Genomic DNA, 19,695 nt, shown 5'->3' on the forward strand with positions numbered 1-19,695 from the left:
AAGATCGCTTTGAACTCTGGCGTTAACGTTGAACCATCATACAGCGGGACCAAACACCTAGGGTCTGTTGAGGTTTCGTGTGAGTCCGCGCCAAGCGCAGTTTTGCGGCAAGACAAGGCGTAGCGAACGTGGCGTAGTGGTTCTACGCGAGAGAGCTATAATGCTGGATTGCCGCCTCACGGGCCCGGGCCCTGCGGGTGAGGCCCGCCGATATGCCGGTGGTAGTCTGGACCGATTCCATCGAGGGGCCCGATCGTCATGCCGCATCTCATCACCCACCGTCCGCGTGTTTCCAATCTCGTATCGCAGAATGAGAACAGCACCTCGCACAAGGTCTGGGAAACGATTAACGCCTTCAGTTACAAACTCGGCGGGCTGGGCTTCGTCGGCGGCAGTCTGTTCTTCTTTCCGGCCTTGTCCTCTTACCTCGCCGTAGGTGACTGGCTGTTCTTCGTCGGCTCGCTGCTCTATCTGTTGGTCACCGGCCACGATCTGCTCGAAGTGATGAAGTACTGGCGCCGACACGATACCGATACTTTTGCCGACCACATCGAGTTCATTGCAGCGTGGTCGTACGTGCTGGGATCGGCATTGTTCGTGGTCGGCAGCCTGTGTTTTCTTCCCTCGCTGGATGCCACGACGCTAGGCGCCTGGACGTTCATCATCGGCTCGGTGCTATTCGTCATCGGCGGGCTGGTCAACATCCTGCAGGTGGTGGAAGCGCCGTCGCTGATCTATATGCAGCTGTTCAACATGACCGTAGCGATGTTTCTGGTCGGATCGGCGCTGTTCGCGGTAGCCTCGATTCCCTACCTCTGGGATCTGTCCGGCTCGGCCAAGACGCAGATCACCACCTTCGCGGCCGCTCAGTTCCTGTTCGCGAGCGTATTGTTCTTTGCCGGCGGCATCGTGGTCTATTACCGCAAGCTGGTACGCGACAAGCTCGAGTCGTTCTGCCACGCCAGCGGCCTCGGCACGATGTTCATTCGCGAACTGCAGAGCGAAATCGATACCAAGGGCAAGCTGGGCAAGACGTACAAGGCCGGCTGACGCTTGCCGCGGGCGAGCAAGCGTGCACGGAGGCGCGATAGCTCAGCCCGGGAACCAGCGTCGCGCCGGCGCGTTCGGCGCCGGCGCACGATGATGGCCGACCAGCTGGGCGCCGATACGCCGCAGCTCGGGCAACTCCTCCAACAGTAGCTGAAGCTGACCGGCGACCAGGCGGACCGTGCCCTCGCGCTCGGTACGCAGCCGGGCCAGCCGATCGTAGATGCGCGATGCAGCGTCGCCGTCGAACGGGGCCGGCTCGGAGCGGATCAGCCCGTGGGCCACATGATCCAGTGCCTCGGCGATATGCGCGACCGCCTCGTCCAGCGTATCGACATCGGTGGGGTCAAGCACTTCGCGGTGCGCGCCGAGCGTCGACAGATGACCGATCAACGTCTGCGCACAGGCCAGGACCGCCAACGCCTCGCGGCTGTCAGTGCGAGCGCCGTGCGGATCCTTGAGCGCGGTCGCCACATGTGTGCTCACGGCCGCGTCGGCGTTGTGCGCATCGCGCCGGGCGATGCGATAGGCCAGATCGTCGGCACGGCCGTTGCGATACTGCGAGAACAACACCCGCAGATAAGCGGCATGCGCGGTCAACGCATCGGCCAGCCGATGATGCAGCTCGCGTTCGCGCCAGTCCGGCAGCACCAACAGCATGACCGCCGCGGCCAAACCGCCACCGATCAGCGTATCGATAAAGCGCGGCCAAATCAGATCGAAGCCGTTGCCGATCTGGTTGAACGACATCAGCACCAGCACGCTGATGCCGGCGGCCGCCGTGAAGTAATAACGAAAACGCGCGGCAAAAAAGACCACACCGGAGGCCACGATCATCAGCAGCTGGACCTCGGGCGACGGAAACAGCCGCATCAGCGCCCAGCCGAGTACCAGCCCGGCCACCGTGCCGCCGACGCGCTGCAGAAAACGCGTGCGCGTGGCGCCATAATCCGGCTGACAGACCAGCATGGTGGTCAGCAGAATCCAGTAGCCCTGGGCCGGATGAACGGCCAGCAGCACGAGATATCCGGCCCACATCGCCAGCGCCAGGCGCAGCGCGTGGCGAAAACGCGCGGAGGCCGGCGTGAGCTGCACACGGATCCGTTGCCAGATTTCCATCGAGGACTGCGGCAGCGGATTCTGCAGCACGGTGTCGCTGTCGGCATCGGGCGCGCCGGCGTCCTCGACGCGCTCGGCGAGTCCACGCAGGTTGTCGGCCACGTCGTCGACGGCATAGAGCAGATCGGCACCGGGGGCGTCCACCATGGTCCGCCGATGCGCAATCGCGGCGTCCAGATCATCAACGGCGGTCGCCATGCGGCCGTCGTCGACGAACGGCTCGTCGTAGCGCAGCGCGGCGGCCCGCGCGCGACAGGCCGCCCCGGTCACCCGCAGCAGGCGCTGGCAGCGGAACATCAGATCACTGTGGAAGAAGGCCTCGGTCAATGCCTTATATGGATAATGCGCCGAGCTGGTGCGTTCGTGGATGTCCTGGGCGGCCAGGTAGAGACGCAGATTCTCGGTCATCGCCGAACGCGAGCGGCGGCCGGCCAGGCGATCCATCAGCGCCAGGCGGGTATCGTTGAGCGCGCCGACCACGCGGGCGTTGGCATGCGCGAGATCGCTGCGCCGGGCCGCCACGTCCAGATCGCGCACCGGTTCGAACAGCCAGGACTTGCAGACCAGATAATCATCCAGCGCGCCGTATAGTCGCGCCAGCGACTGTCGCACCGGGCGGTGTACGAATACCGCGTTCCAGGCCAACGCCAGCACGCCGTACCAGGCGGCGCCGATCACCAGCAGCAGCGGCTCGACCCAGAACGGGCGCGGCGCGCCGGTATGCTGGGTCACACCAATCATGGTGTAGACCGACAACAACAGCGTGGCATTGCCGATCGTGGCGAATCGACCGCTGGCCGCGCCCAGCATGATGAGCACGAACGTGCCGACCGGCAGCGCCAGCGCGAACGCCCAGGGCATCCCGAGCAGCCCTTCGACGGTGAGTGCCGCCACCGAAAAACACACCAGCGTAAGTAATAGTGCTCGGGCGCGCCGGCGCCAACTGTCGTCGGTTTCGGCGATCGCACTGGCGATCACACCGAGCATCAACGGAATCAGCTGATGCGCGTCTTCGCGCAGGCCGGTATAAAGCATCACCCCGGACAAGGCGACCAGCACCCGGATGGCATCGGCGAAGCGATCGAACGCCGTGACGCGTTGCAGACGGAACCAGCGCAATGACATTCGTGCCCATCAACCCAAGAGAAGTCAGTGTAGCGCGTGTCGCGACACCGGCGATCGGCTACGCCCGGCGCAGACCGGTACGCTACACTACGTCGCCGCATAATACTTTAGTCTAATACTTTGCAGATACTTCTGTTCAACCTCGCGGCACTCGTGGGCGCGACGGCTCAGGGGCTGACCGGTTTCGGCAGCGGTACGCTGATGGTCAGCAGCCTGGTGCTGATCTATCCGTTTCGCGACGTGGTGCCGGTTGTGGCCGTGGTGGCGCTCGGCACCAATCTGGTGATGATGGGCCTGGCCCGGCGCGAGTTCGATTGGCGACGTGGCCCGATCGCCGCCCTGTCGCTGTCGGCGGGCATACTCGGCGGCGCGCAGCTGCTGGCCGTACTGCCGGTGGACATTCTGCAGCGCACGCTCGGCGCCGTAATCCTGTGTTATGTCGTACTCAACGTGTTCCGGACGCCCGCGCCCGAACGCATGCCGGCCATGGGACGGGCCGATGCCTCCGGTCTGGCCGGTTCGTCGCTGTTTGCGGGCGTGATCGTGGGCGCAGTCGGTGTATCGCCGATCCCGCTCCTGATCTATACCAACATGCGCTATCCGAAGCGCTATTCGCGCTCCATCCTCACCATGGCCTTTTTGCTGGGCTCAGCCGTTCAGGCGGCCATCTACAGTCATCTCGGTCTGCTCAAGATGCATTCCTGGTGGCTCGCCGCGTCGTGCCTGCCGATAATCCTGATCGGCCTCATCGCCGGCCATAAGCTGCATTACCGGGTCGAGCAGAAAACCTTCAGCCGAATTCTGGCGCTCGTGCTGGCATTGCCGGCGCTGCGTCTGGTGATCGGTTGAGGCCACGTTCGCCGTAGCGCATGCCGCCCAGCAGGCGCTCGAAGCGATCCGCCGGCACCGCCCGACTGAACAGGTAACCCTGCATCTCGTCGCAGCCGAGCTCGACGACATAATGCAGCTGTTCTTCCGTTTCCACGCCTTCGGCCACCACATCGAGCCCCAGATTATGGGCCAGCGTCACGATCGAACTCACGATCGCGGCTTGCTGCGGCATGGCAGGCCCCAGATCACGAATGAACGAGCGATCGATCTTGAGCTGCTGGATCGGCAGTTGTTCCAGATACGACAAGCTCGAATGCCCGGTCCCGAAATCGTCGAGCGCTACATCGATGCCCATGCGCGCGAACCGTTCGAGCGTACCGATCGTCTCCTGCATGCCCTTGATCGAGACGGATTCGGTAATTTCCAACAGCAACGCCTGCGGCTCGATACCGTGACGATCCAAATGCCGCTGCACCATGTCCGGCAGCTGAGGATCGCTGACTCGGGCGGCCGACAGATTCACCGAAATTCGAGGCGCGGTCAGGCCGGATGCGCGCCAGTCCCGAATCTGACGGCATACGTTGTCGAGAATGACCCGTTCCAGTTGATCGATCTGGCCCGACCGTTCGGCCAGAGGGATGAAACGATCCGGCGTGATCAACCCAAGCTGCGGATGATGCCAGCGCACCAGGGCTTCGGCACCGGAGAGCGTACCGTCAGAGGTCCGATATTTAGGCTGGTAGTAGACCGTGATGGCCTCGGTTTCGAGCGCTTTGCCCAGCTCGCGCCGGAGGTGGAATTCATCCCGAGCCTGGCACGCCATCTCAGCACGATAGCCCACATAACTGTTTTTGCCGTGGGTCTTGGCCCAATACATGGCACGATCCGCCGCCGTAACCAGTGCCTGTGCCGTCTGCCCATGGTCCGGGAAACGCGCCCAGCCGATGCTGGCCGATAATCCCGGCGCGGTTTCGCCGGCCTCGCGGATCGCCGTGAGCAACCGATTCGCCAGCATATCGATATCGGCGGCGGCCTCGACCTCGGCGGTCAGCACGACGAACTCGTCGCCCCCCATGCGCGCAATCGTGTCGTTGTCGCGTACGGTCTCACGCATTGCATTGGCCACCCGCTCCAGCGCTTCGTCGCCTGCCTGGTGGCCCAGATGGTCGTTGAGCTGCTTGAAACCATCGAGGTCGAGATAGAACAACGCAAAGCCGCTACCACGCCGGCTCGCTCGCTGAATCTCGTGGCTGATCCGCTCGCCGAGCAGCTTGCGATTCGCCAGATTGGTGAGGGCATCGTGATAGCTACTGTGGCGTAGCTGCTCGTTGGCTTCCTGGAGCGAAGCGACCAGTTCGGCCGTCTGTGTTTCCAGCCGTCGATCGAGCGCCGCGGCGAGCAGGGTCGCCGACAGCAGGACCACCGAAAGCGAACTGATCAACAGTGCCAACCAGCTTTTCTCGACCCCCACAGTCGTCAGGGCGTGCGTGGCGGCCGGGAACTCGGCGGCAGCCATGCCCGAGTAGTGCATACCGGCGATCGCGATCCCCATGAACACGGCCGCGATGCATTTCCGGACCCGCAGAAAACGCCGGCTCAGCCCGCGCAACGCGAACGACAGGCCAAGCGCGGCCGCAGACCCGACGAGCGCCACCAGTACCGACAAGGCGACCCATACCGGGTCGTAGACGATCCCCGGCGTGATTTCCATCGCGTACATGCCGGTGTAATGCATGCTCACGATGCCCAGTGCCATGAAGGCGGAGCCCGCGAACCACGGCCCGCGGTCGAGCTGCGTTCGACAGGCCAGCCTTAATGCGACGGCCGAGGCGGCGACGGCCATCAGCCAGGACAGCGCCGTGGGCCACACGGCGTAACTCATGTGAATCGGCAGTATCAACGCAAGCATGCCGATGAAATGCATCGACCATATCCCCGACCCCAGCGTGACCGCGCCGGCGGCGATCCAGATCCAGGCATAGCGGCGCTGCGCGGCGTGTACACGATTGACGAGATCGAGCGCGGCGTAGCCCGCGAGAATCGCGACCGCGATCGATAGCAGCACGAGACCAGGCTGGTAGCTCTGGGTGAGAAAGCGAGCGGCATGCATAGAACGATTGCTCCGGCATCCAACCGAGTGGCGGTTGCGGCCAAGATCCGGTGTTAGACGAACGCCTCAGCACGGGGCGACGGTGCGGTGCTCGTCAAAATACTCGATGACCGGTACGACGGGTGGCCGACCCAAAGATGCACCGCCGCCGTCCGAACACTCATTCAATTGTACACAATAAAGTTCAGTCGACTGTTATATCGTCACAACCGTTTGACCTTCCCAGCTGTGTTGCCATCTTTTCCGAGCCCGCCAAACGCGTCCTTTAACATTGGCGATAAGCGGCAAAACGAGGCGTCGCGAACGCCGGGTGATGGTTCTGCGCGGGAAAGCGACCATGCCGTATTGCCGGCATGTGGTTAATGCCTCGGCTACTCGACCCTCGGGGCCGACACCCATAAAACGTTCCGGCGCGCCCCGCGGCATTGCGGGTCGGGGTCGTGGCGTGCCCGGGGCCGGAGGCTCGCGCCTTGCCGAAGACACTTTGCGGTCTTCACGCGGCGCTCGTACGAAACGGCAACAGGCTCTACACTGCCGCGGTTGAAACATCGCCTCGAATGCCGACCGCGCCCGATGCCAGCCGAGACGTCCGCCGCACTTCCGATCGAATACGACACCGTGCACCAGGCGGCCGATGGACAGCGCGATGCGCTCGTCGACGAACTGGTGCATCGCGGCAGCCAGATCGTCGACGACATCGACTCGCTCATATTTACGCGCGACGTTCCCGGTCCGGCGGCCTGGGCACAGAACACGTGGCTCGCGCCACGCGAGTACCGCGTGGACTCGATCGGCGATGCTGCGCGGCGGCTGACTTCGATCCAGCGTAATTGGCATCTGCATTCGATTGCGCATCATCGGCGGGCCCGCCTGATTGCCGACAAGTTACCGCCCATTCGCTTCAAGCCGCTGGAATTCCCGGCGTTTGTACCCTCCGCTCCCCTGGGCAGTTTTGCGCTACTGGATCGTGATCGCCTGCTGGCATCGCCGGTCTGTTCAAGCGCTTTCGCCGACGGGCATCCGATCTTCGCCGAGGACCGGACGGGCCCGCCGAATCGCGCTTATCTCAAACTTTGGGAAGCCCTGACGCTAGCCCGGCGGCGGCCGGGTCCGGGCGATGTCTGCCTAGAACTCGGCGCCTCGCCGGGAGGCTGGACGTGGGTACTCGACCGGCTCGGCGCCGAGATTATCGCGGTAGACCGCGCGGACCTGGCGCCGCAGATCATGGCGAGCACGCGGGTGACGACATGGCGCGGCGACGCGTTCGGGGTGACCGTTGACGATCTGGAACGCCCACCCGACTGGATTCTGTCGGATGTCATCGCGTACCCCAGCCGATTGTTGGATCTGGCCGATTACTGGTGCCACGCGTGCCCGCACGCTGCCGTCATTATTACCGTCAAATGCCAGGGCATGGTCGATCCGGCCGAAATCAGCCGCTTTCTCGATATAAAAAACGCCCGTCTGTGTCACCTGGCGGCCAACAAGCACGAACTGACATTCTTTCGTCTACCCGAAGGCGGGCCGCCCGAAGCCGTATTCCGCGGCCCGGACCCTCACTGAATGCCGCCCTCTTTACAGAGAACCGTAGGAGTGCGTATTCCTGCGTGTGGCACCCTTCATGTATCGTTGCCCCTCGTGCCGACAATTTCGACGATTCTCGGCGGGGCCGCTACCCTGTACGCGACCCTCTACGATCCCGATGCCGTGTTCCCGCGGTCAACTCGATAGGACACGTGATTTTCATGCGCTACCTAGCCCTGTCTCTTGTGCTGCTGGCGATGCTTTGCGTCCAGACCGGCTGTGCCGCCTCGGAAACTCAACCGGCCCCGGTCCCGGATGCCGGCGCAGGCCCGGCCCAGGGCTATACCCCGCTGACGCCGGATAACGACCAGAGCAAGATCGATCAGGAAGTCGTGCGCGAACTGCAGGACAACCACTACAACAAGATCAAGCTCGACAACCAGTTTTCCGAGAAGTTCTTCAAGGCCTATCTCGACGATCTCGACGGCACCCACAGCGTCTTCCTGGCTTCCGACGTCAAGCGTCTGAAGCGCGAATACGGCGACGAGCTCGACGATCAGTTGAAAAGCGGCAACCTCACCGCGGCTTATGCCATCTTCAACACCTACCAGAAGCGCCGGATCCAGATCGATCAATGGGCGCTCAATCGCATCAAGCAGGGTTTGGGCACGCTCAATCTGGACGATCAGGAATCGTTCAAGGTCGATCGCGAAAACGCGCCATGGCCGGCCAATGCCGACGCCCGCGAGAAACTCTGGACCAAGCAGCTGGAGAATCAGGTCATCGACCTGCGGCTCAACGACATCAAGCCAGCCGAAATCCAGAAGCGCCTGACCCAGCGTTATACCAACGAACTGAAGCAGCTGCGCCAGGCCGAGCCGACCGACGCGTTCTCGGTGTACATGGATGCCTACACCCACTGCTACGATCCGCACACCGACTATTTCTCGCCGCGGCGCTACGAAGATTTCAGCATCGACATGAACCTGCAACTGCAGGGCATCGGCGCCGAGCTACGCTCGAAGAACGGTTACGCCGAGATCGTGCGCCTGATCCCGGGCGGCCCGGCGGCCAAGTCCGGCAAGCTCAAGCCCACCGATCGCATCATCGCCGTCGGCCAAGGCAAGAAAGGCGACTTTACCGACGTGATCGGCATGCGGCTCGACGAAACCGTACAGCTGATCCGGGGCAAGGCGGGATCGTATGTTCGCCTGCAGGTCTCGCCATCGGATAACGGCCAGACCAAGACCATTACCCTCAAGCGCGCCAAGATCAAACTCAAGGATCAGGAGGCGAGCTCCCAAATCATCCACGTCAAACGCAATGGTACCGATCACAAGATCGGGCTTATCACCCTGCCGTCGTTCTACAACGGCACCGCGGAAGACGTGAAGAAACAGTTGATCAAGCTGAAAAAAGACCACGTCGACGCGGTGATTCTCGACCTGCGCAACAACGGCGGCGGCGCCCTCGGCGAAGCGATGCAGCTGATCGGCCTGTTCATGAATTCAGCGCCCGGCGTACAGATTCAGGACGCCGACGGCAATATCCAGGTGCTGGGCGATCGCAACAACGGCGCGGTGTATACCGGGCCGCTGGCGGTCATGACGAACCGGCTTTCGGCCTCGGCGTCCGAGATTGTCGCCGGTGCGCTGCAGGACTACGGCCGCGCTCTGATCCTGGGCAGCCAGACCTTCGGCAAGGGTACGGTACAGACGCTGTTACCGTTGTCGTCCGGCCAACTCAAGCTGACCGAGGCCAAGTTCTATCGTGTCTCCGGCAAGAGCACGCAGGATCGGGGCGTAACCCCGGACATCACCTATCCGTCGGCCATCGACCCCGACAAGATCGGCGAGTCCGCCCTGCCCAATGCCTTGCCCTACGACACGATCCCGCCGACGGCCTATCCGTCGTCCGACACGCTCCAGAAGCTGCTCCCGACGCTCAAGAAGGAGCACCAGGAGCGCATCGCGCACGACCCGGATTTCCAGTATCTGGTTCAGCGCATCGAGCTGGCGCGCAAGCAGAGCGACCAGAACACCGTGTCGCTGGATATCAACACCCGGCGCAAGGAGCAGCAGCAACTCGAAGACAAGATGCTGGCGCTGGCCAACGCGCATCGCAAGGCGACCGGCAAGACGCCGTACAAGGACTACAAGGCATTTGAAGACGCCCAGGACGCCGACGCCACATCCGGCGACAATGGCAACAAGGGCGAGACCAAAGATACGCTGCCGACACAGCCCACAGGGTCGACCAACAGCGACAAGATCGACGCCTACGAGACCGAGAGTGCCAATATCCTGCTGGATCTGATCCAGGCTTATCACTCGGCACAACAAGGGCATAAAAAGGCGGCATAAGCCGATCGGCAGCCGGACTCGCTTGGGGGCGGCTGCTCCGATATCCCAACCAAGAAGGCCGGCATTAGCCGGCCTTCTTTTTTGGCGTCGAGATTGGCTTCGAGCCCGTGCCGAACGAAGCCTCACCACGCGCTTAAGGAAGGGGCGTTACGAACGCAGCGGGCTCATTTCACAAACAGCGATAGCGACACGAGCGCGTCGTGCCAAGCCGGCGATGAGTGCGCCCGGTGCCGCCATGCGAAAACGCATACACACCGCCTTTGGCGTGCTCAAACACCAAACGCCGTATCAACCCCAAGCCCCTTCTCTATAGCCCTTGGGTTGGGGCACGCACGATGGTATCTAGCGCTGCCCGGTCAATGAGGCGTAGCTCATACCGAGGACATTGCCATAAACGATGTGCATCGCCAGCGTGAAGCCGATCAACGGCCAGCCGATCGCGATACCGAAAAATCCGTAGCCGGTCACGGGCAAAAACAACAGCATCATCGCCAGCCACGCGAACAGCCCGAAGACGATGCCGCGTACCAGCCCACGATTGCCCGGCAGGCGCCGGTATAACAATGCGAAGAGCACGCCCCACAGGATGGCGCCGATCACGAAATGGCCGACCCAGCCCATGACCAACAAACCGCCGGTCAGGCGATGAATTGCCTCAATCGCGTTAAAAGCCGACAGCCAGTGCGAAAAAGCCTTGATGATCATCAGGATCGACAGCACGACCGTGGCGATGAAGCCGGCAACGACACCCTTGAGTGGGTTCATGAGGTCTCCTCTGCGGTGCAAAGAGGCCAGCCTACCGTATGGTGCCAACCCGGCGGCCGACGTGCGTAACCGCTGCGTTAGACTTTTTGTAACAACCGTGGCGCCAAGTTCCTCGATCGATCAGCTCGTTGCATAGCCCACAGGACTACGAGCGACCTGCCAACGCGGCGCTCACACGAAACTTAGAACGCGTTGCCAAACGACAGATACACCAGCCCTTTGCTCTCGCCCGAGAAGCCGGCCTCGAGACGCGCCGAGATCGCCTCACCCAGCGCCACACGCAGCCCGGCGCCGTAGCTGAACTGGATATCGTTGCTCAACCCCGGCGCGACCTGTGGTGTATCGGCGAGCAGATCGCTGGGCAGACGCGATTTGTCCAGGAACACCCGGCCGGCGCCGCCGAACACGGTGCCGTCGAGCCGCACGCGCCATAGATCACGGAATTGAAAATCGGCGAGCAGTTGCTGATAGCCGACGCGGGCGAAGATCCGGCTCTGTCCCAGGAAACGATTGGGGTAAAAACCTTCCAGGCTGTCGAACCCGCCGATCGACGAAAACTCGTAGAACGGCAGATCGTTACCACTGCCGGTCAAGTACTGGCCATCGATCCGAAAGCCGATCAAATGTTTGGGCGAACCGATCGGATGCACGTAGCTCGCATCGCCGGTGAATCGCGCATAGTTGAAATCGTTACCGAGTTCCGGCCCGACGTGGGTGACTTTGCCGACGACGTTCCAGCCCTGTTGCGGCCGGGTGAGATCGCGCTGGGTGTTGTAGATGATCGATAGCGATAACGGGTTGTTATAACCACCCTTGATGCCGGGTAATTTGCTGAACGCGTCGGTCGTGGCGAGCTTACCGTGCTGGGGATCACCCGGGCCGACAGTGGTGCGGTCATAACCGATAGTGCCGGCCGCGACCCAATGCGGCGCTAAGCGACGGGCGAGCGTGAACAACAACGACGTGGCGTGATACTCGTGCTGGCTCAGCTCCTTGTCGCCGACATTGTTGTTGCCGAGGCCGTAGAAATCAGTGGTCGGGCGCAGCTCGTACTCGAACCGCACCAGGCCAATGAAATCGCTGCCGAATAAATGCGGCACGCCCCAGGTGCCATCGACGCTGGTCTCGCCACCGGTCGACTGCGTCGCGCCGATATCGAGGTTCATGTGCGTATCGCCGAAATTGATATCGCTGAACTTACCGCCCACGATGAAACCCACTTCCGGGTCATAACCCAGCTGTGGCAACAAGGCGACATTGTGGGACGAATCGAGCGCGTTGGCCGCTTCCGAATCACCCGGCTGGGCCTGCCCCTCTTGTCCAGCCGCCGCGGCTTTGTTTTCCTTGATCGCCCGGCGCTCGTTGTCCAACACAATGAACTGCCCCACGCTACGCTCAATATCGAGCGTACCGCCGGCATAGGCAGGGCTGGCCACTGCCCAGGACAAACCAAAACCGAGCGCACAACATGCCAGGCCTCGGCCGGCAACGGTGCCACGCTGGCGCCAACGCATGGGCCGGTCGGCCACGTCTGGCGCGGTAGCGAGTGTGTTCATCGTCGAAAACCTCTAGCGTGAGCCCGCCCGTCGTCCCGGCCCAACGCCGGGCGACCATGAAATATCGGCGTGACCGAAAGTTACGTTACCGCAACGAATGGGGCCGGGATATGGGGAACCTCACGGATCTCGACGCACGACCGTGACCGTCCGCCGTGGTCGTCCACGCTCAGGTCAACCGGCGTATGAGATCGGCGTGCTGTGGCCAGTCGGCGATGCGCTCGGCGGCGTCGGCCAGCTCGAAATCGTCGAAATCGAAGCCCGGCGCCACGGTATTGCCGACCAGCGCAAAGCCCTGACTACCCGCCATTTCGGCCCCGAACCAGGCGCCTTGCGGCACCACGAATTGGGGCGCCTGACCGGCCACCAGATCGTGGCCGAGCATCTGTTCGATATGCTGGCCTTCGGGCGTGATGACATGAACGATCAATGGATCGCCGGTATAGAAATGCCAGACTTCATCCGACTTCAGGCGATGCAAGTGCGACACCTCGGCGTCGCGCAACAGAAAATAGATCGCCGTGGCGGCAGCACGCGGCCCGTCGTAGCGGTCGGGTAGGCCCGTGGACGCGAGCGTGTCGGCGGCCTGATAGGTTTGGCGATAATACCCGCCCTCGGGGTGCGGCTGGAGGCATAGCCTCTGGATGATGTCGTCGGCGGTCATCGTGTCGCAGGCGAATGAAACAACATGGCCATCGTTAACACAGATGACGCGCCGGCCCCGAGCGAAGCGCATGCCACGGCCGGCCCCGGCGGCGGTTCAAATCCGATTCATGCAGCGCGGCGTAATAATAGAGACTCATCGAGCGCGCGTTTCGCGCGGCGGTCGCCATGAAACGTTTGATTCCTGCGTTGGCACTGACCCTGGCCGGCGTCGGTTGCGCCCCATACGCCTACCACGACGTGGAATACGAGCGAGTCTACCCTCGCTACGACATCGACTACCCGGGCTATATCGTTTATCCCGGCTACGACGATTATCCTGCGTATCGTGACTGGCATCGGAATGATCGGCATCGAGACGACGACCGCTGGCGCTCCGATCATCGATGGGATGACCGGGACCGCCGACCCGCCCACCGCGACTTCGATCACCGCGAGGTCGGGCATGATCGCGATCGTATCCGGGACCGGCACGACTGGCATTCCGGGCATGACAGACCGCCCGACCGGCACGATGCCCGGCCGGGACACGACGTCTCGCCTCGCCCGTCGTTCCAGCTACGAGAGTCGCACCCGCCCGTCGACGGGAGGCCCGGCGTCCCAGCTCCGGGGCGCGTGCGCGATTAGACGCGGGGTAGCCCAAGCCGGATCGGCCCGCTGAAATTGTCGGGGTCGACCTGTTCGCCGCGCTGCCGGATTTCGATCCGCTGCCGGTGAGCGAGATCGACCGCGGCCTGCCGGACGCGGGGCATCAACTCGCGCCAATCGCAGCCGCCCTCTTCGCTTGCAATATCGCGCGCGATTTCCGAGGGGCAGCAGGTCGCATCCAGCCCGCGTTCGTGTACCCGATCAACGATGGCACGGGCAATCGCCTGGTCGCTGACGCTCACGCGTCGGATGCGGCTTCACCCGCGAGCTCTGTTGCGATCTGGCGCAAGGCATCCGCCAGTACCTCAGGCGGCTGAGCCCCGGAAATGAGATAACGCTCGGCGACCACGAACGAGGGAACGGCAGTAACGCCGAGCTGGTGGTAGTAGTCGATTTCGGCTTGCACCGCGTCGGCGTGACGCTCGCCGGCCAGGATATCGTCGATGGTGCCCGCATCCATGCCCAGCGAGACGCCAATCTCGCGCAGCAGCCCCGGATCGGTCGGGTTGGCGGCTTCGCGGAAGTACACATCGAACAATTGCTCGTTGAACGCCTGATCGACACCGGCCTCGCGCGCTTCATGCAGCACGCGATGCACATCGAAGGTGTTCCAGGAGCGGCGCTCGGCGGCACGCTCGAAGTTCAGACCGGATTCGGCGGCCGCCGCGATGATTTGCTGCTGCGACTCGCGCACCTCGTCCGGCGTCTTGCCGTATTTCGCGGCCAGATGATCCACCATGTCGCGCCCTTCGGGCCCGATATCGGGATTCAGCACGAACGGATGCCAGCGCAGCCGGCAATCGATGTCGTCGAGCCGATCGGTGGCTTGTTGCAAACGGGCAAGGCCAATCGCGCACCAGGGACAGACAATGTCCGAGACGAGATCGATATCCAAGGTCATCATGATGGGCTCCGGGGGTGGGCGCGTCTAACAATCTGTCGCCGTGCGGGCGATGTTTCAATACATGCGTTGTCGGGATTACCCTTGGGTGCCCCCATCTTGATAGGCTAGCGAGCTTTCATGATGCAGCGAGCCGGCACGGCGCCGGTCGTTGGGGGATTGTCGATGACCGCAAAGCGTGTGTTCCTGACCTGGGCGACAGCTCTGGGCGGCTGTCTACTGCCACTGGCGGCCTGGGCGGCCGAATCGAGCGCCGGTTCCGGTGGCTCGAATCACGGTCTCAATCTCACGACCGCTTGGCCCGGCTTCGTGGCGCTGGCGCTATTCGCGGGCGCCTATCTGCTGGTCGTGCTCGAGGAATACACCGATCTGCGTAAGTCCAAGCCGGTGATTCTCGCCGCGGGGCTCATCTGGATGCTGATCGCCGCCTATGTGCATTTCACCGGTGTATCCGCCGGGGTCGAAGACGCCCTGACCGAAACGCTGGTCGATTTCGCCGGCTTGTTCCTGTTCCTGCTGGTGGCGATGACCTACGTCAACGCCATGACCGACCGAAACATCTTCGAGGCATTACGCACCTGGCTTGCGGCCCGGGGGTATTCGTTCCGGCAACTGTTCTGGATCACTGGCTTTCTCGCGTTCATCATCTCGCCGGCGATCGATAACCTGACCACCGCACTGGTGCTGTCGGCCGTAGTGCTGGCAGTCGGCGGCGGCAACCGGCGGTTCATCGCCCTGGCCTGTATCAACATCGTGGTCGGCGCCAATGCCGGCGGCGCCTTCAGCCCCTTCGGCGACATCACCACGCTGATGGTCTGGCAGACCGACCAGCTCGGCTTCGCCGAATTCTTCCGGCTGTTCATTCCGGCCCTGGTCAACTTCGTGGTCCCGGCGGCGATCATGCATTTCGCGGTACCCGCCGGCGCCCCCGAAGCCAGCGAGAACACCGGGCACGTCCGCCGCGGCGGCTATGCCGTACTGATCGCCTTCGCCGCGACCATCGCCACTGCCGTGGTCGGGCACAGCTACTTCGGCCTACCGCCCTATCTCGGCATGATGCTGGGCATGGCCTACCTGCAGCTGCTCATGTATTACCTCATGAAAACAGCGATGTGGAAGGACGAGGCGCTGGCCGCTTATCGCGAGTCCGACGAAATGACGCCGCCGGATCTGGTACGGCACGAGGAGCACGGCGATTCAGCCGAGCGCTTCAACGTATTCGGGCATGTGGCCGAGGCCGAGTGGGATACGCTGCTGTTCTTCTACGGCGTGCTGCTATGCGTGGGCGGCCTGGCGTTCCTGGGTTATCTGTCGGTGCTGGCCAACGTGCTCTACCTGCAATGGGGCGCGACCTGGGCCAATACGGCGATAGGCGTGATGTCGGCCATCGTCGACAACATTCCGATCATGGCGGCTGTAATCCAGATGAAACCGGCCATGTCGGACGGTCAGTGGCTGCTCGTGACAATGACGGCCGGCGTGGGCGGCAGCCTGCTATCGATCGGCTCGGCGGCCGGCGTGGCGCTCATGGGCCAGGCGCGCGGCTACTACACCTTCATGTCGCATCTGAAATGGAGCTGGGCGGTCGCCATCGGCTACATCGCCTCGATTCTGGTGCATATGCTGGTCAACGCGGGCACGTTCCACGGCTGACGAGGACAACGCAGCCGGCCCCGGAAGCCGGCCCGGCAAACAGCCGCGTCAGGCCGACGACCCGGGGCCATTTTCCGACGCGCGCACCGCCGCGTCATCGATCGCGCCATCGCCCGGCGGCACGGGCGGTGGCGTCCAGCGACCGGCCCTGAGCGCCATCGCGGTTTCCATCGAACTTCGGCAGAACGCCAACACCTGATTGAATTCGGCCTCGGGCAGCTGGCGCACGGCCTCATTGCCGCGGTAGATGTTCATCCATTTACGATCGCGTTCGATCATGGTCGGCAGATGACCGATGCCCCAATCCTCGGCCAACGCCCACAGCCGCGGATTGAAACCACGCACGAGGCTGATCAGAAACGGAATGGGGTCGTTGCGGGCGAGCAGCGAGGTCAGCCGCAGGATGAGCTCGAACGACACGGTCGCACTGCCCTGCTCCATGGCCTGGAGCACCGTCTTGTCCTCCAGAGCGAGCGCTTCGGCCAGGCCGTCGATCGACAGCCCCGCGGTCGTACGGGCGTCGTGGATGGCCTCACCGGCGCGCTTCATCCAAGCACGCTGTTCGGCTGACAAGCGCTTACGCTGCGCCTTGTCGAGGATCAGGGTGGAGCCGATACGTAGCGTCAAGCCGCCGACACGGCCGGCGAGCGCTCCGACCGCCTGACGCGACAGATTGAACGTCAGGCTGGACACCTGTTCGAAAAGTCGGGCCCGTGTCGAATCCTCTGATCGGCCCATGGTCGTCTCCTGAAAATGAGCGTGGCGCCCGGGTCCCCGGCCGCCACGGCCGAGCATAACGCGATTCGGCCACAAGATTGAGACCGCTAGCCGCCGGCATGGCGCCGGTCATTTCCCTCGCGGGCATGACATCGTCGTCGTAGGGACTGTTGCCGTTTCGTGCGCGCGCCGCGTTGGAGACCGCAAATCGTATCCGGCAAGGCGCGAGTCGCCGGCTCTGGGCGTGCCACGACCCAGACTCGCAACGCCCCGGGCGCCCCTGATTAATTTCTTTGGCCGGCCCAACCCGAAGGGACAAGCGCCCACAAATTAACGACACGATGGCAATCCAGCGTTGTCGCTCTCTCGCGTAGGCCCACTACGCCGCGTTCGCTACGCCTCGTCTTGCCGCCCGGAGTTAATTTTCACGGAGCACTTGGCGCGGACGCGCACGAAACAACAACGACTCGGATGCGCGAACGGCGGCGCCCGCTCGTTCGCGACCGGCCCTACCGATAAAACCGTTTCTTCAGAAGCGCATCGATCTCGTTGTACAACGCGCCGAAGCGTGTCGCGGCGCCGGACATGATTTTCGACAACGCCGGATCGGATTCGCGCCGGGCGAGCGTCTGCGCCAGAAAACGCTGCTGGTCGACAATCACAAGCAGACGAATGAGCAGCCCGCGCTCGAACGTCTTGCCGGAATCGCCCACGATCGGCGCATAGCGCTTGATCAAGGCTTTCTTTTCGGCCGCATGGGCGGCCTTGATCAGCGGCGGCGTGGTGGGTCGATCGAGCGCCAGCGCCGGAAAATCGTGGGTGAGCTTCTGCAGCCGGTCGGCCAATTGCCCACTGTAATCGGTCACGTCGCGCACCACCTTCTCGACGTCCGCCGATTCGTTCTTCACCAAGAGGAACTTGTCGATCTTAGACAGGCCTTTGACGTTCGAGTACAAATCGCTGTACCCGTCGTTGAGCTGGTCGCGCGCCGACTCTTGACCCGCAGCGAAGGGCGGGCGAGCCGCGTTCGACGCACCCGGGTCATGCGGACCGATCAGCGCACAACCGCCAAGCTCGGCGGACAAAATAAGCCAGAGGATACCCACGACCGCCGACGGGCGGCCCGGGCTGGGATTCAATCGTTTCATTGCCCCAAAGCTACGCGTATCGCCGTTACGGCGATACGCGTTTCGAATCGGAGCCCGCGATTAACGCAACGGCACGGCCGCGGCGTGATCGCGCTGATCCGCTGGGAAGAACTCGCCCGCCTTCAGATCGGATTCGATCTGCTCCAGCGATCGGCCGTTGGTTTCCGGCACATAGCGGATGATGAACACCACGCCCAGCGCGCTGATGACCGCATACAGCCAGAAGGCGCCGGAAGTACCGAGCGCATTGATCAGGGTGAGCGTGGTCAGCGTGACCAGCAGATCGAAAGTCCAGTGCGAGAACGCACCAACGCTCGCGCCCTTGCCGCGTACGAACAACGGGTAGACCTCGGCATTGATCAGCCACAACGCCACACCGAAGCTGCAGTTCAAGGCCATGTAGACGGCCATGCATGCAATCAGCAGATACTGAGCGGCCGAGGCCTGCGGCATGCCGCCCATGAACAGGATCGCCATCACCGCCATGGCCACGGCCGAACCCGGCACCATCCACAACAAGAAGCGGCGCCGACCGATGCGATCGACCATCAGGATGCCGAAGATGGTGCTGATATTGACCAGCACGATGGCGCCGATCGACGCCAGGATCGAGGCGTTGTCGCCGAACCCAGCCTCGGTCAGGATGGTCGGCGCGTAATACAGCAGCGCATTGTTACCGGTGATCTGTGAAAACATGGCGATCCCGGCCCCGGCCACCAGCGCCGGGCGAATCCAGGGCGAAAACAGATCCGCCCAGCTGCCTTCCGGCCGGGCCGAAATATCCTTGATTTCGTCCACTTCTCGCTGTGCCGCCGCCCGATCCAGGCGCACGCGGGTGAGCACCCCCAGGGCGTCGTCCTCGCGATCGCGGTTGACCAGCCAGCGCGGCGACTCGGGCAACAGCAGCATGCCGACCATCAAAATCACGGCCGGAATCATCCCCAGGCCGAACATCCAGCGCCAGGCGTCACCCAGCGCGTAGCCGGTGAGATAAGCCACCAGAATGCCGAACACGACCATGAACTGGAACATCACCACCAGCTTGCCGCGGGAAGCGGGCGGCGCGACTTCGCCGATATAGACCGGGATGATCTGGGTCGCGCTGCCCGCGGACAGGCCCAGGATGAAGCGCGAGGCGATCAGGAAGATCACCGTCGGTGCCATCGCCGACATCAACGAACCGATGGTGAAGATCAACCCCACCAGCATGATCGAGCGTCGGCGCCCGATCTTGTCGGAGATCGCGCCGGTGCTGAACACGCCGAACAGCGCCCCGAAGATGATCGCGCCGGTGACGATCTGTTTGAGGTTGTCGGTCAGCGAAAAGTCGTGTGCGAGGCCAAGCAGGGCCACGCCGATGATGCCGGTGTCGTAGCCGAACAACAGCCCGCCCAGGGCCGCGACGACCGACACCATGCCGATCAGCGGCCGTCCCTTGAGCAGCCCGGTGGGTGCTGTGCTGACGGATTCGCTCATGGTTTCACCCTCAAGAAAAAAGACGCGCCGGGGCGGATTAATGCCGGGC

Annotated in this window: 16 protein-coding genes and 1 pseudogene; 7 read left to right on the forward strand and 10 right to left on the reverse strand. The window is 63.0% G+C overall.

What is annotated here, in order from left to right; all coding sequences use genetic code 11:
* The first annotated feature begins 258 nt into the window (after window positions 1-258).
* Window positions 259-1,050: a YrhK family protein gene (locus C41B8_RS16570; protein ID WP_051883690.1), complete on the forward strand. Its 792-nt coding sequence runs from the start codon at window positions 259-261 to the stop codon at window positions 1,048-1,050.
* A gap of 42 nt (window positions 1,051-1,092) precedes the next feature.
* Here the strand turns inward: C41B8_RS16570 and yccS are convergent, their stop codons facing one another.
* A complete protein-coding gene (yccS, locus tag C41B8_RS16575) occupies window positions 1,093-3,291 on the reverse strand; it encodes a YccS family putative transporter (RefSeq protein WP_037340754.1) in 2,199 nt (732 codons plus the stop codon).
* 120 nt (window positions 3,292-3,411) lie between these two features.
* Here yccS and C41B8_RS16580 point away from each other — a divergent pair, with 120 nt between their 5' ends.
* A complete protein-coding gene (locus C41B8_RS16580; RefSeq protein WP_084189150.1) occupies window positions 3,412-4,140 on the forward strand; it encodes a sulfite exporter TauE/SafE family protein in 729 nt (242 codons plus the stop codon).
* Here the strand turns inward: C41B8_RS16580 and C41B8_RS16585 are convergent.
* Entirely contained in the window at window positions 4,082-6,232 is a 2,151-nt protein-coding gene (locus C41B8_RS16585) for a putative bifunctional diguanylate cyclase/phosphodiesterase (RefSeq protein ID WP_051883691.1), read from the reverse strand. The genes C41B8_RS16580 and C41B8_RS16585 overlap by 59 nt on opposite strands.
* A 573-nt stretch (window positions 6,233-6,805) precedes the next feature.
* On the opposite strand from C41B8_RS16585, the gene C41B8_RS16590 reads away from it, so the two are divergent.
* From C41B8_RS16590 to C41B8_RS21245, 3 genes and pseudogenes are all read left to right on the forward strand, one after another.
* Window positions 6,806-7,795 carry an SAM-dependent methyltransferase gene (locus C41B8_RS16590; RefSeq protein ID WP_051883692.1) on the forward strand — a complete coding sequence of 330 codons (990 nt, stop codon included), beginning with the start codon at window positions 6,806-6,808 and terminating at the stop codon, window positions 7,793-7,795.
* Between the two features lie 182 nt (window positions 7,796-7,977).
* The gene (locus C41B8_RS16595; protein WP_084189156.1) at window positions 7,978-10,119 is read left to right on the forward strand and encodes a carboxy terminal-processing peptidase; all 2,142 of its coding nucleotides are present in this window, start codon (window positions 7,978-7,980) and stop codon (window positions 10,117-10,119) included.
* A gap of 199 nt (window positions 10,120-10,318) precedes the next feature.
* Window positions 10,319-10,432 (forward strand): annotated as a pseudogene (locus tag C41B8_RS21245) (IS110 family RNA-guided transposase); the annotation flags it as partial.
* A gap of 29 nt (window positions 10,433-10,461) precedes the next feature.
* On the opposite strand, the gene C41B8_RS16600 reads toward C41B8_RS21245, so the two are convergent.
* The 3 genes from C41B8_RS16600 to C41B8_RS16610 form a co-directional block, all read right to left on the reverse strand.
* Complete coding sequence (locus C41B8_RS16600; protein WP_037340758.1) at window positions 10,462-10,884, reverse strand: DUF6789 family protein; 423 nt, start codon at window positions 10,882-10,884, stop codon at window positions 10,462-10,464.
* A gap of 182 nt (window positions 10,885-11,066) precedes the next feature.
* Window positions 11,067-12,440: a BamA/TamA family outer membrane protein gene (locus C41B8_RS16605; protein WP_037340760.1), complete on the reverse strand. Its 1,374-nt coding sequence runs from the start codon at window positions 12,438-12,440 to the stop codon at window positions 11,067-11,069.
* A 169-nt stretch (window positions 12,441-12,609) separates the two neighbouring features.
* Entirely contained in the window at window positions 12,610-13,104 is a 495-nt protein-coding gene (locus C41B8_RS16610) for a cupin domain-containing protein (RefSeq protein ID WP_037340798.1), read from the reverse strand.
* 167 nt (window positions 13,105-13,271) lie between these two features.
* Between C41B8_RS16610 and C41B8_RS20530 the strand changes: the two genes are divergently transcribed.
* Window positions 13,272-13,730, forward strand: coding sequence for a hypothetical protein (locus C41B8_RS20530; protein ID WP_156962575.1), 459 nt, complete (start codon window positions 13,272-13,274; stop codon window positions 13,728-13,730).
* On the opposite strand, the gene C41B8_RS16620 is transcribed toward C41B8_RS20530, so the two are convergent.
* Together C41B8_RS16620 and C41B8_RS16625 are read right to left on the reverse strand one after the other, a co-directional pair.
* Window positions 13,727-13,993 (reverse strand): DUF3253 domain-containing protein, encoded by a 267-nt coding sequence (locus C41B8_RS16620; RefSeq protein WP_198025262.1) that lies wholly within the window; start codon window positions 13,991-13,993, stop codon window positions 13,727-13,729. The two genes, C41B8_RS20530 and C41B8_RS16620, sit on opposite strands and share 4 nt — an antisense overlap.
* Window positions 13,990-14,655, reverse strand: a complete 666-nt coding sequence (locus tag C41B8_RS16625; RefSeq protein WP_037340765.1) for a DsbA family oxidoreductase — start codon at window positions 14,653-14,655, stop codon at window positions 13,990-13,992. Before C41B8_RS16625 ends, C41B8_RS16620 begins: the two co-directional genes overlap by 4 nt.
* Window positions 14,656-14,817: 162 nt before the next feature.
* On the opposite strand from C41B8_RS16625, the gene nhaD reads away from it, so the two are divergent.
* Entirely contained in the window at window positions 14,818-16,305 is a 1,488-nt protein-coding gene (gene nhaD, locus C41B8_RS16630) for a sodium:proton antiporter NhaD (protein WP_084189157.1), read from the forward strand.
* Between the two features lie 48 nt (window positions 16,306-16,353).
* On the opposite strand, the gene C41B8_RS16635 is transcribed toward nhaD, so the two are convergent.
* The 3 genes from C41B8_RS16635 to C41B8_RS16645 all read right to left on the reverse strand — a co-directional run bounded on the left by C41B8_RS16635 (window position 16,354) and on the right by C41B8_RS16645 (window position 19,646).
* Window positions 16,354-17,043: a helix-turn-helix domain-containing protein gene (locus C41B8_RS16635; protein WP_198025263.1), complete on the reverse strand. Its 690-nt coding sequence runs from the start codon at window positions 17,041-17,043 to the stop codon at window positions 16,354-16,356.
* A 488-nt stretch (window positions 17,044-17,531) separates the two neighbouring features.
* Window positions 17,532-18,170 (reverse strand): hypothetical protein, encoded by a 639-nt coding sequence (locus C41B8_RS16640; RefSeq protein WP_037340768.1) that lies wholly within the window; start codon window positions 18,168-18,170, stop codon window positions 17,532-17,534.
* Window positions 18,171-18,230: 60 nt separating this feature from the next.
* Window positions 18,231-19,646, reverse strand: a complete 1,416-nt coding sequence (locus C41B8_RS16645; protein WP_051883694.1) for a sugar porter family MFS transporter — start codon at window positions 19,644-19,646, stop codon at window positions 18,231-18,233.
* Between the last annotated feature and the right edge of the window lie 49 nt (window positions 19,647-19,695).

The sequence above is a fragment of the Salinisphaera hydrothermalis C41B8 genome, assembly GCF_000732535.1.
GTDB classification, from domain to species: Bacteria; Pseudomonadota; Gammaproteobacteria; order Nevskiales; family Salinisphaeraceae; genus Salinisphaera; species Salinisphaera hydrothermalis.

Bases quoted from the DNA above. Each gene is read 5' to 3' on its own strand.
- C41B8_RS16570 (WP_051883690.1), top strand. From the start codon at position 259: ATGCCGCATCTCATCACCCACCGTCCGCGTGTTTCCAATCTCGTATCG.
- yccS (WP_037340754.1), bottom strand. From the start codon at position 3,291: ATGTCATTGCGCTGGTTCCGTCTGCAACGCGTCACGGCGTTCGATCGC.
- C41B8_RS16585 (WP_051883691.1), bottom strand. From the start codon at position 6,232: ATGCATGCCGCTCGCTTTCTCACCCAGAGCTACCAGCCTGGTCTCGTG.
- C41B8_RS16590 (WP_051883692.1), top strand. From the start codon at position 6,806: ATGCCAGCCGAGACGTCCGCCGCACTTCCGATCGAATACGACACCGTG.
- C41B8_RS16595 (WP_084189156.1), top strand. From the start codon at position 7,978: ATGCGCTACCTAGCCCTGTCTCTTGTGCTGCTGGCGATGCTTTGCGTC.
- C41B8_RS16600 (WP_037340758.1), bottom strand. From the start codon at position 10,884: ATGAACCCACTCAAGGGTGTCGTTGCCGGCTTCATCGCCACGGTCGTG.
- C41B8_RS16605 (WP_037340760.1), bottom strand. From the start codon at position 12,440: ATGAACACACTCGCTACCGCGCCAGACGTGGCCGACCGGCCCATGCGT.
- C41B8_RS16610 (WP_037340798.1), bottom strand. From the start codon at position 13,104: ATGACCGCCGACGACATCATCCAGAGGCTATGCCTCCAGCCGCACCCC.
- C41B8_RS20530 (WP_156962575.1), top strand. From the start codon at position 13,272: ATGAAACGTTTGATTCCTGCGTTGGCACTGACCCTGGCCGGCGTCGGT.
- C41B8_RS16625 (WP_037340765.1), bottom strand. From the start codon at position 14,655: ATGATGACCTTGGATATCGATCTCGTCTCGGACATTGTCTGTCCCTGG.
- nhaD (WP_084189157.1), top strand. From the start codon at position 14,818: ATGACCGCAAAGCGTGTGTTCCTGACCTGGGCGACAGCTCTGGGCGGC.
- C41B8_RS16635 (WP_198025263.1), bottom strand. From the start codon at position 17,043: ATGGGCCGATCAGAGGATTCGACACGGGCCCGACTTTTCGAACAGGTG.
- C41B8_RS16640 (WP_037340768.1), bottom strand. From the start codon at position 18,170: ATGAAACGATTGAATCCCAGCCCGGGCCGCCCGTCGGCGGTCGTGGGT.
- C41B8_RS16645 (WP_051883694.1), bottom strand. From the start codon at position 19,646: ATGAGCGAATCCGTCAGCACAGCACCCACCGGGCTGCTCAAGGGACGG.